We start from the raw sequence: 10,554 nt of genomic DNA, 5'->3' as shown, positions 1-10,554 counted from the left end.
TGGCGCCGACACCACCAACACCGCGCCCGCCAATGCCACTACCAGCGACGACACCAACAACCAACACCCGATCACGAACTACAGCTGGAGTACTAGAACCGCCCGCAACGCTCACGACCCCTTTTAGAGGAAGCTGTTCACCAGCTTCAGCCACTCGGGTTTGACCACCCAGCCGTCCGGGCCCTGGTAGTAGATGCCGTGGGTGTCCGGGTTGGAACCGCTGATCCGATAGGTCCACCAGGCCCAGCCGATGTCGTTCTCGTTGAACGCGCCCAGCACGCTGCGCGCCTTCGCGCGGCTGTCGGGGTTGCCGCTGGGGATGCCGACCTGGTTGATCCAGACGGGCGCGTCGAAGCGCTGCCGGAAGTCGAGGATGTCGGGGATCCTGGACAGCGTGTTGTCGAAGATGAAGTAGTTGCCGGTGTAGATGACGTTCGGGTCGATCGTGGTGTGCGCACCCGCGAGGTGCTTGAGGTTGTAGTTGTCGTTCGGGCCGACGACCACCGGGATGCGCGCGTCGATGCCGCGGATCACCGGGATGATGGAGTCGTAGAACGCGCGCACGCCGTCGTCGTCGACGCCGATCGGTTTCGGCTCCGGCAGGATCTCGTAGGCGCCCATGAACGGCACGTTCCGGTAGCGGCGGGCGAGGAACTGCCACACCTCGACGAACTGCTGCTTCATCACCGGGTTGGACCAGAAGTTGTCCGGCCTGCCGCCGGCGCCCTGGCCGTAGTCGGAGTCGACGAACAACGTCACCCACAGGTGCTTGCTGGTCGCGCGGGCGATGGTCTGGTCCAGTAGCGCCAGGTGCGCGGGGTCGATGTGGCCCGGCGCGTCCGGGTCGCGGCTGTCGACGTCTTCCTTCCACTCGCCCCACCAGCGCAGCGGGACGCGCACCGAATTGGCGCCCGCCGCGACGTTGTCGGCGCCGTCCTGTGGCTGCACCGTCCCCCACTGGCCCCAGTTGTAGCCGCGCAGGACGATCGGATGCCCCTGTGGATCGAGGACCTGGGCGCCGGAGACCTTCAGGCGTTGCGGCAGCGCGCTCGGCGGCGCGGCGTCCGCTGGCAGGCACGCGGCCAGCAGCAGCCCGCAGGCCGCGACCACCAGTCCCGCCGATCTCTTGATCATGTGTCGCCTCGTTCCCGTAGTCGGTTTTCGGTCGGCGCTCACGCTTCCGCTCCCGCGCTCGGGCCGCGTTCGGGCGATGTTCGGGCCACGTAAAACTAGACAACCGGAGTCTGTAGTCCGTATCGTTGGCAATACGGACTACAGACTCCGGTTACTGGGAGGATCCACATGCCAACACCACGCGAAGTGTTCGACAAGCTGTCCGAGGGCATCACGAGCGGCGACTGGAGCGAACTTTCCACGCTCTATGCCGAGGACACGGTCGTCGAACACCCGCAGCGCCCGCCCGCGCCGACCCGCGTTGTCGGCAGGGCGACCGTGCACGAGCACTTCACCAGGGGACTCGCTTCGCAGATCCGGTTGCGGCGCAAGAACGTCGTGATCCACGAGACCACCGATCCCGAGCTGATCGTCGCCGAATACGACTACGACGGCGAGGCGCTGGCCACCGGGAAGTCCTTTGAGACAGCCAATATCCAGGTGCTGCGTGTCCGCGACGGGCTGATCCGGTGGTCGCGGGACTACCACGACTACCTGCGGATCGCGGCCGCCCGCGACGGGCTCGAAGAACTCGCGGATGGCGCCGAGAAAGCCACCGTCGAACTCGAACCGCTGCCGGAACGACCGGTGAGCGCCGCCGACCCGAAGAGCCCGCGCGGCGTGTTCGAGCGGCTCGTCTACGGCGTCTCGGACGGGAAATGGGACGAGGTCACGGACCTCTACGCGGAGGAAACGCTGGTCACGCACCCGTTCCTGCCCGGCGCGCCCACGCTCAAGTCCCGGCAGGACCTGCGTGCGCATTTCGCGGGGATTTCCGGCAGGGGAGCCGAGATTCAGGCCCGTGACCTGGTCGTCTACCAGTCGACGGACCCGGAGGTGGTGATCGGCGAGTTCGTCTACCAGGGCCAGTCGGCGCGGCCGTTCCGGGCTTCGAACATCTTCGTGCTGCGGGTGCGCGACGGGCTGATCGTCGAATCCCGTGACTACCTGGACTCCGTGGCGCTCGCCGCGGCGGGCGGCTGGCTGCGTGGGCTGATCAAGCAGCTCTAGCCGGGAAGATTGAACTCACCGTCGCGGACACCGGCGACGAACGCGTCCCATTCGGACTGCGTGAAAACCAGGGTTTTACCGCCATGGCGCATCGCCCAGTACGTGTTGCCGTCGGTGTGCGGCACGGACGCGTACTCGATGCAGTCCTCCGGGGCGACGCCGTCGGCCTGCGCCCTGATCCACTCCGCCTTGGTCAGATCCAGTTCATGGCGGATGTGGGCCTTGTTGTCGACGGACTGGGCGGGCTCGCTCATAGTGCCAAGGCTAGCGCTCTGGACGGGGGTCGTGCGCGTTGCGGGCGGTTCTAACCGCCCGCAACGCGCACCAGTTCTTAAGCCGTCTCGGTGATGGGGCGGTCCACCCACGACATGAGGCCGCGCAGCTTCTTGCCGGTCTCTTCGATCGGGTGATTGGCGCCCTTCTCCTCCAGCGCGTGGAAGTTGGCGCGGCCGTTCTCGTCCTCGGCCACCCACTCGCGGGCGAAGGTGCCGTCCTGGATCTCGCCCAGGATCTTCTTCATCTCTTCCTTGACCGCCGGCGAGATGACACGCGGGCCGCGGGTCAGGTCGCCGTACTCGGCGGTGTCGGAGACCGAGTAACGCTGACGGGCGATGCCGCCTTCGTACATCAGGTCGACGATCAGCTTGAGCTCGTGCAGCACCTCGAAGTACGCGATCTCCGGGGCGTATCCGGCCTCGGTCAGCACCTCGAAACCGGTCTGCACCAGCGCGGAGGCGCCACCGCAGAGCACGGCCTGCTCGCCGAAGAGGTCGGTCTCGGTCTCCTCGGTGAAGGTGGTCTTGATGACACCCGCACGCGCGCCACCGATGGCGGCCGCGTACGACAGCGCCAGCGCCTGCGCGCCGCCGGTCGCGTCCTGCTCGACCGCGATGAGCGCGGGAACGCCCTTGCCGTCGACGAACTGGCGGCGGACGAGGTGACCGGGGCCCTTGGGGGCGACCATGGCGACGTCCACGTTGGACGGCGGCTTGATCAGGTCGTAGCGGATGTTGAAGCCGTGACCGAAGAAGATCGCGTCACCGTCTTTGAGGTTCGGCTCGATGTCGTCGGTGTAGATGAAGCGCTGCTTGGTGTCCGGAGCCAGGATCATGATCAGATCGGCTTCCTTGGACGCCTCGGCGGGCGTCAGGACGCGCAGGCCCTGCTCCTCGGCCTTGGCGCGGGACTTGGACCCCTCGGGCAGGCCGATGCGGACGTCGACGCCCGAATCGCGCAGGCTCAGCGCGTGGGCGTGGCCCTGGCTGCCGTAGCCGATGACGGCGACCTTGCGGCCCTGGATGATGCTGAGGTCGGCATCGTCGTCGTAGAAGATTTCGACGGACATGAGAGGGGGTTTTCCTTTCCTGACAACAAAAATATGTACAGCGCCGCGCAGCGGCTCCGTTGAGGGTGGTGGCGGGCGACGGGAGGGGTTAGCGGGGCGAAGTAGCTGTGATCGAGCGGGCGCCCCTGCCCACCGCGACCATGCCGGACTGCACGAGCTCACGAATGCCGTAGGGCTCCAGCATCCGGAGCAGGGCACCGATCTTGTCCGACGTGCCGGTGGCCTCCACGGTCAGCGCCTCCGGCGACACATCGACCACCTTGGCACGGAACAGCTGCACGGTTTCGAGCACCTGGCTGCGGACGGTGGCATCCGCGCGGACCTTCACCAGCAGCAGTTCACGCTGCACGGCGGAGGCCTTTTCGAGTTCCACGATCTTGATGACGTTGACCAGCTTGTTGAGCTGCTTCGTCACCTGTTCGAGCGGTAGCTCTTCGACCGCGACCACGATCGTCATCCTGGACACCTCGGGGTTCTCCGTGGGTCCGACGGCGAGTGACTCGATGTTGAAACTGCGCCGGGAGAACAGGCCCGCGACGCGCGCCAGCACACCGGGCTTGTTCTCGACCAAAACGCTCAGTGTGTGGATGCTCATTCGCTGACCTCGTCATCGTCAAACAGCGGGCGGATGCCGCGCACGGCCATGATCTCGTCGTTGCCGGTCCCGGCTGCGACCATCGGCCACACCTGGGCATCCTTGCCGACGACGAAATCGATCACCACGGGGCGGTCGTTGATCTCCATCGCGCGCTTGATGACCTCGTCGACCTCTTCCTTCGTCTCACAGCGCAGCCCGGCGCAGCCGAGCGCCTCCGCGAGGAGCGTGAAGTCCGGAATGCGGTGCTTGTGAGTACCGAGATCGGTCTGCGAGTACCGCTCCGAGTAGAAGAGGTTCTGCCACTGGCGCACCATGCCCAGGTTGCCGTTGTTGATGACGGCGACCTTGATCGGGGCGCCCTCGATGGCGCAGGTGGCGAGCTCCTGGTTGGTCATCTGGAAACAACCGTCGCCGTCGATGGCCCAGACCTGTTTGTCCGGCATGCCGAACTTGGCTCCCATGGCCGCCGGGACGGCGTAGCCCATGGTGCCGAGCCCGCCGGAGTTGATCCAGGTGCGCGGGTTCTCGTACTTGATGAACTGGGCCGCCCACATCTGGTGCTGGCCGACGCCCGCGGTGTAGATCGCGTCGGGGCCGACGAGCTGGCCGATGCGCTCGATGACGTACTGCGGCGAGAGCGTGCCGTCCTCTGGCCACTCGTAACCTGCCGGGTACCCCTCGCGCAGGCCGTTGAGCTGGGTCCACCACGCCTCGATGTCGGGGCGGCCGTTGTGGTCGAACTCGGTGCGCACGGCGGCGGTCAGCTCGGTGATGATCTCCGCGCAGTCGCCGACGATCGGCACGTCCGCCTTGCGGTTCTTGGAGATCTCGGCCGGGTCGATGTCGGCGTGCACGATGGCCGCGTCCGGCGCGAACGAGTCGAGGCGGCCGGTGACCCGGTCGTCGAACCGCGCGCCGAGGGTGATCAGCAGGTCGGAGCGCTGCATCGCGGCGACCGCGGCGACCGTGCCGTGCATGCCGGGCATGCCCATGTGCTGGACGTGCGAATCGGGGAACGCCCCGCGCGCCATCAGCGTGGTGACGACCGGGATGTTGGTGTACTCGGCCAGCTCCAGCAGCTGCTTCGACGCCTGCGCCTTGATGACACCGCCGCCGACGTAGAGCACCGGGCGCTTGGCGCCCTGGATCAGGCGGGCGGCCTCACGGACCTGCTTGCCGTGCGGGCGCAGCGTCGGGCGGTACCCCGGCAGGCGCATCTCGGGCGGCCAGGTGAAGGAGGTCATCTCCTGCAGGACGTCCTTGGGGATGTCCACCAGCACCGGGCCGGGACGCCCGGTCGACGCGAGGTGGAACGCCTCGGCGATGGTGCGCGGGATCTCTGCCGGGTCGGTCACCAGGAAGTTGTGCTTGGTGATCGGCATCGTGATGCCGCAGATGTCGGCTTCCTGGAACGCGTCGGTGCCGATCAGCGGGCGGCTCTGCTGCCCGGTGATCGCGACCACCGGGACCGAGTCCATGTTCGCGTCGGCCAGCGGGGTGACCAGGTTGGTGGCGCCGGGACCCGAGGTCGCCATGCAGACGCCGACCTTGCCGGTGGCCTGCGCGTAGCCGGTCGCGGCGTGGCCTGCGCCCTGCTCGTGGCGGACCAGGACGTGGCGGACCTTGGTCGAGTCGAGCAGCGGGTCGTACGCGGGCAGGATCGTGCCACCCGGAATGCCGAAGACCACCTCGGCGCCGACGGCTTCAAGCGAACGCACCAGCGACTGCGCGCCGGTTACCCGAATGGGCGTTCCGGCGGGCGGGGTCGGCTTCGGGCGAGCTGAGCTTGGCGACGGCGGTGAAGCTTCCGATCGCGATGTGGCGCTTGTCATCGGTTCTGCCCCGGGGGTCTAGGTGTCACTCTTTCGGGTACTTCTCTTGCGTAGGCAACAAAAAACCCTCGCCGACCGTAAGGTCGCACGAGGGTCGCGCATCGACGCAGCGGAAATACTTCCTAAGCGTCGATGCGCTGAGGAAGTACGAGGCCGGTCTGCGGTGTCACGGTCGGAACGTTAATCGGTCGCCGTCAATAGTGTCAACTCTGCGGGATGGCGATTCCGCATGCTGGACAGTCCGACCCGCTTCCGTGACGTCTCACGGACCGGTGCACCATCTTCGCGTGGCGGAAAAAGACCAGGCAGACCCCAAAGCCGTGTTCCGGATCCCAGGTGTCGCTTACCTGGCGATCGCATTACTAGTGGTGTGCGTCATACCGCTCGCCTTCGGCGGGATTCCGGGGCTGCAGGCACTGCTGCTCGTGCCGGTCGCGCTGATCGTGTTCGTGGCCAGGACCAGGACGACGGCGCACTCGGGCGGGCTGACGGTGAGCACGGTGTTCGGGCAGCGCGAACTTCCCTGGGAAGTGCTCAAAGGATTCGTGATTTCGAAAAGCGCGCGCGTGAGCGCGGTTCTTTCCGATGACAGCAAAGTCGGACTTCCGACAGTCCGGACCAGGCATCTTCCGGTGATCGCCGTGGTCAGCGGCGGACGGATGAAGGACCCCTCTGGGCTCACGGACACTCCGGACGAGGAGTAAATTGGTAGGACCAGTCCTCGGACCTTGGAGTAGCTGTGCCTCAGCTCCGTTCCCGAACCACCACTCACGGCCGTAACGCCGCGGGCGCGCGCTCGCTCTGGCGTGCGACCGGCATGACCGACAGCGACTTCGGCAAGCCGATCGTGGCCATCGCCAACTCGTACACCCAGTTCGTGCCGGGGCACGTGCACCTCAAGGACCTCGGCGAGATCGTGGCCGAGGGCGTGAAGGCCGCGGGCGGCGTCGCGCGCGAGTTCCACACGATCGCCGTCGACGACGGCATCGCCATGGGTCACTCCGGGATGCTGTACTCGCTGCCCTCGCGCGAGATCATCGCCGACTCGGTCGAGTACATGGTCAACGCGCACCAGGCCGACGCGCTCGTCTGCATCTCCAACTGCGACAAGATCACCCCCGGCATGCTCAACGCCGCGCTGCGGCTGAACATCCCGGTCGTGTTCGTCTCCGGCGGCCCGATGGAAGCCGGGAAGGCGGTCGTGGTCGGCGGGGTCGCGCAGGCACCGACGGACCTCATCACCGCGATCGCGGCCTCGGCCAGCAGCGAGGTCGACGAGGACGGGCTGTCCATTGTGGAGCGCTCGGCCTGCCCGACCTGTGGCTCCTGCTCGGGCATGTTCACCGCGAACTCGATGAACTGCCTCACCGAGGCACTCGGCCTTTCCTTGCCAGGCAACGGTTCCACGCTGGCGACGCACGCGCTGCGGCGCACGCTGTTCGAGGACGCCGGCCGCACGGTCGTCGAACTGTGCAAGCGCTGGTACGGCGAGGACGACGACTCCGTCCTGCCGCGCTCGATCGCGAACAAGAAGGCATTCGAGAACGCGATGGCGCTCGACATGGCCATGGGCGGCTCGACGAACACCGTGCTGCACATCCTCGCGGCCGCGCAGGAGGGTGAGATCGACTTCACGATCTCCGACATCGACGCGATCGGCCGCCGCGTGCCGTGCCTGTCCAAGGTCGCGCCGAACTCCGACTACCACATGGAAGACGTCCACCGGGCAGGCGGCATCCCCGCCATCCTGGGTGAGCTGTACCGCGGCGGCCTGCTGAACACCGACGTCCACTCGGTGCACTCGCCGGATCTCGAGTCCTGGCTGAACGAGTGGGACGTGCGCGGCGGCAAGGCCTCCGACCGGGCGCTGGAGCTGTTCCACGCGGCACCGGGCGGCGTGCGCACCACGCAGGCCTTCTCGACCGACGCGCGCTGGTCCTCTTTGGACACCGACGCCTCGAATGGATGCATCCACGACGTCGAGCACGCGTACACCGTCGACGGCGGCCTCGCGATCCTGCGCGGCAACCTGGCCGAGAACGGCGCGGTCATCAAGTCCGCCGGTATCGACGAGGAACTGTGGCACTTCCAGGGCCCGGCGCGGGTGCTGGAAAGCCAGGAGGAAGCCGTCTCCGCGATCCTCAAGAAGGAGATCCAGCCCGGCGAGGTGCTGGTGATCCGCTACGAGGGTCCCGCTGGCGGGCCCGGCATGCAGGAGATGCTGCACCCGACCGCGTTCCTGAAGGGCTCCGGCCTCGGCAAGAAGTGCGCACTGATCACAGACGGCCGCTTCTCCGGCGGCTCGTCGGGCATCTCGGTCGGCCACATCTCCCCCGAGGCGGCCGCAGGCGGTCTCATCGGCCTGGTGGAGAACGGCGACCAGATCCTCCTCGACGTCCACGAGCGCCGCCTCGAGCTGCTGGTCGACCCCGAGATCATCGCCGAGCGCCGCTCGAAGATGGAAACCTCGGAGCGCCCATGGCAGCCGGTCGACCGGGTCCGCCCGATCACCGCCGCCCTGCGCGCCTACGCCCGCATGGCCACCTCCGCCGACACCGGCGCCGTCCGCGACCCGAACAAGTAAAAAAAATCCCAATGTGGCTTTCGTCAGCTTTGAGCTGACGAAAGCCACATTGGCGTGCTGAAGCCTGACGAATGCCGCATTGGGATTTTTTTCCCCGGGTCAGCGGCAGAGGACCAGGACGGCGACCGAGGCCGCGACCGAGAGAAGCAGCGCGAGCAGGCCGATCGGCATCGGGCGTTTGCGCCAGGGGGTGTTGCGGTCGAGCGAGATGCGGCCGGCGCCCATGCAGAGGATCGCCAGCGCGACGCCCGCCAGCAGGAGCTCGAACTCGAAGCCCTTGTCGGCGCCCTCGAAGAAGCCGCCGCGGAACTTCACGTAGACGATGTTGATCGCGACGCCGAGCAGCGCGGCCGAGGCGACCGGGGTGAACAGGCCCGCGATGAGCAGCAGGCTGCCGCCGACCTCGGTCACGCCGGTGATCCACGAGAGCAGTGTCGTCTGGGTCGTGTAGCCGTGGCCGCTGAGCACCTTGGCGAAGCCGTCGATGCCGGGCCCGCCGAAGAGGCCGAACAGGTGCTGCAGGCCGTGCGCGCCCATGATGACGCCGAGCAGCAGCCGCAGCACCAGCAGGCCGATGTCCAGCCCGCCGTGCCAGCGGTCGGGCTCGCGTGGCGCCGGGTCCTGGACGTCGGACAGCACGCCGCCGGAGTCGAAAGGTTCAGTCGTCACGGCTCGCAGGGTAGAGGATTCGCCCAGGTCCGGCCGGGACAACGCGCGGAGTCGTGAGCGTTGCGGGCGGTTATTGAGGGGAAGGGCAAATGTGGCGCGCTCCGGGAGGTTGGACGGGCTGCGAGTGGCCACGCGAGACCAGGGGTCGTGAGTGTTTAGACCGGTTAGAACCGGCCATACCACTCACGACCGCTTGCCAGAGCAACATCGCGAAGCAAGGGTGCCCCCGAATGCGTACTACGCAATGCGTACTACGCACCCAACGGCCCCCTCACTTCACACCCGCCGAAAGCTTGAATACGCCTCGCCGGACGTAGTGGGAGAAGCCTTCACCGGCCACCCCAGAGCACGCCACCTTTGGCTTCCCGCCCAATAGAACCGTCGGCAACACTCACGAGCCCTAGTACTCGCCGTGCACCAGGTTGTGCGGCAACTCGCCGCCCGCGTACCGCGCGATTTCCGCCGCCACCACCGCGTAGGACCGCTTCCGCGTGCCGTGCACCGCGCCCCCGATGTGCGGGTAGACGATCGCGCCGGGCGACGTCCACAGCGGGTGCCCCTCGGGCAGCGGCTCGGGGTCGGTCACGTCGAGCACCGCCCTGATCCGCTCCAGCTTCAGCTCCTCGACCAGCGCGTCGGTGTTCACTATCGCGCCGCGCGCCGCGTTGACCAGTATCGCGCCGTCCTGCATCGCCGCGAAGAAACCCGCGTCGGCCATGCCGCGCGTACGTGACGTCAGCGGCACCATCAGCACGACCACGTCATGCGAACCCAGCAGCCCGCGCAGCTCGCTGACGGCGTGCACGCCGTCGCGGGCCGACAGCCCGACCATGGACACCTTGGTGTCGAACGGCTCGATGCGGCGCCGCAGCTGCTGGCCGAGGTCACCGGCGCCGACGATCAGGATTCGCTTGCCCTGCAAGGTGTCCGACGTCCGCCGCTGCCAGCGCCCCAGCGCCTGGTCCGCGGTATAGGAAGGCAGCTCGCGGTACAGCGAAAGCAGCGCCGCGATCACCCATTCGGCCGTGCTGCCGCCGTGCGCGCCGCGGCAGGTGGACAGCAGCACGCCGTCGGGCACGGTGCCGATCCAGTCCTCGGCGCCCGCGGACAGCAGCTGGATGAGACGGAGGTTCGGTAGCTGGTCGAACAGTTCGTCGGTCGCCCGGTGCGCGCCGGGGATCAGCACCTCGGCCTTGACGGCCTCACGCGGGAGCGGCTGGCCCCATTTGTAGCGGACCGCGTGCACGCCGGGCAGCTCGGACAAGGCGGCGAGACCGTCGTCGTCGGGGACGAGAACCGTGACCGTCATGATCACCACGGTAGACCCATTACCTGGCGTTCA

General features: G+C 67.4%; 10 protein-coding genes. 3 read left to right on the top strand and 7 right to left on the bottom strand.

The genetic code is table 11. The annotated features are described in order from the left end of the window. Nucleotides 1–123: 123 nt before the first annotated feature. Complete coding sequence (locus tag ACFV15_RS37445; RefSeq protein ID WP_378356806.1) at nt 124–1,134, bottom strand: glycoside hydrolase family 5 protein; 1,011 nt, start codon at nt 1,132–1,134, stop codon at nt 124–126. A gap of 168 nt (nt 1,135–1,302) precedes the next feature. Here ACFV15_RS37445 and ACFV15_RS37440 point away from each other — a divergent pair, with 168 nt between their 5' ends. Next, nucleotides 1,303–2,184 carry a nuclear transport factor 2 family protein gene (locus ACFV15_RS37440; protein ID WP_378356805.1) on the top strand — a complete coding sequence of 294 codons (882 nt, stop codon included), beginning with the start codon at nt 1,303–1,305 and terminating at the stop codon, nt 2,182–2,184. Here the strand turns inward: ACFV15_RS37440 and ACFV15_RS37435 are convergent. From ACFV15_RS37435 to ACFV15_RS37420, 4 genes are all read right to left on the bottom strand, one after another. After that, nucleotides 2,181–2,438, bottom strand: coding sequence for a DUF397 domain-containing protein (locus tag ACFV15_RS37435; RefSeq protein ID WP_378356803.1), 258 nt, complete (start codon nt 2,436–2,438; stop codon nt 2,181–2,183). The two genes, ACFV15_RS37440 and ACFV15_RS37435, sit on opposite strands and share 4 nt — an antisense overlap. Nucleotides 2,439–2,515: 77 nt before the next feature. Continuing rightward, nucleotides 2,516–3,529, bottom strand: coding sequence for a ketol-acid reductoisomerase (gene ilvC / locus ACFV15_RS37430; protein ID WP_378356801.1), 1,014 nt, complete (start codon nt 3,527–3,529; stop codon nt 2,516–2,518). A gap of 88 nt (nt 3,530–3,617) precedes the next feature. Next, nucleotides 3,618–4,124, bottom strand: a complete 507-nt coding sequence (ilvN, locus tag ACFV15_RS37425) for an acetolactate synthase small subunit (protein ID WP_370943834.1) — start codon at nt 4,122–4,124, stop codon at nt 3,618–3,620. Further along, entirely contained in the window at nt 4,121–5,959 is a 1,839-nt protein-coding gene (locus tag ACFV15_RS37420) for an acetolactate synthase large subunit (RefSeq protein WP_378356799.1), read from the bottom strand. The genes ilvN and ACFV15_RS37420 overlap by 4 nt, the downstream gene beginning before the upstream one ends. A 287-nt stretch (nt 5,960–6,246) precedes the next feature. Between ACFV15_RS37420 and ACFV15_RS37415 the strand changes: the two genes are divergently transcribed. Next, nucleotides 6,247–6,663, top strand: coding sequence for a PH domain-containing protein (locus tag ACFV15_RS37415; RefSeq protein WP_378356797.1), 417 nt, complete (start codon nt 6,247–6,249; stop codon nt 6,661–6,663). A 35-nt stretch (nt 6,664–6,698) separates the two neighbouring features. Next, the gene (gene ilvD / locus ACFV15_RS37410; protein WP_378356795.1) at nt 6,699–8,543 is read left to right on the top strand and encodes a dihydroxy-acid dehydratase; all 1,845 of its coding nucleotides are present in this window, start codon (nt 6,699–6,701) and stop codon (nt 8,541–8,543) included. 99 nt (nt 8,544–8,642) lie between these two features. Here ilvD and ACFV15_RS37405 read toward each other — a convergent pair whose 3' ends face one another. Next, nucleotides 8,643–9,212, bottom strand: coding sequence for a DoxX family protein (locus ACFV15_RS37405; RefSeq protein WP_378356793.1), 570 nt, complete (start codon nt 9,210–9,212; stop codon nt 8,643–8,645). A 400-nt stretch (nt 9,213–9,612) separates the two neighbouring features. Beyond that, nucleotides 9,613–10,521 (bottom strand): 2-hydroxyacid dehydrogenase, encoded by a 909-nt coding sequence (locus tag ACFV15_RS37400; protein WP_378356791.1) that lies wholly within the window; start codon nt 10,519–10,521, stop codon nt 9,613–9,615. Nucleotides 10,522–10,554 lie beyond the last annotated feature (33 nt).

The sequence above is a fragment of the Amycolatopsis sp. NPDC059657 genome, assembly GCF_042734395.1.
Lineage (GTDB): Bacteria > Actinomycetota > Actinomycetes > Mycobacteriales > Pseudonocardiaceae > Amycolatopsis.
Note: the sequence above shows the minus strand (reverse complement) of the source record. Positions and strands in the feature narration are given on the sequence as shown.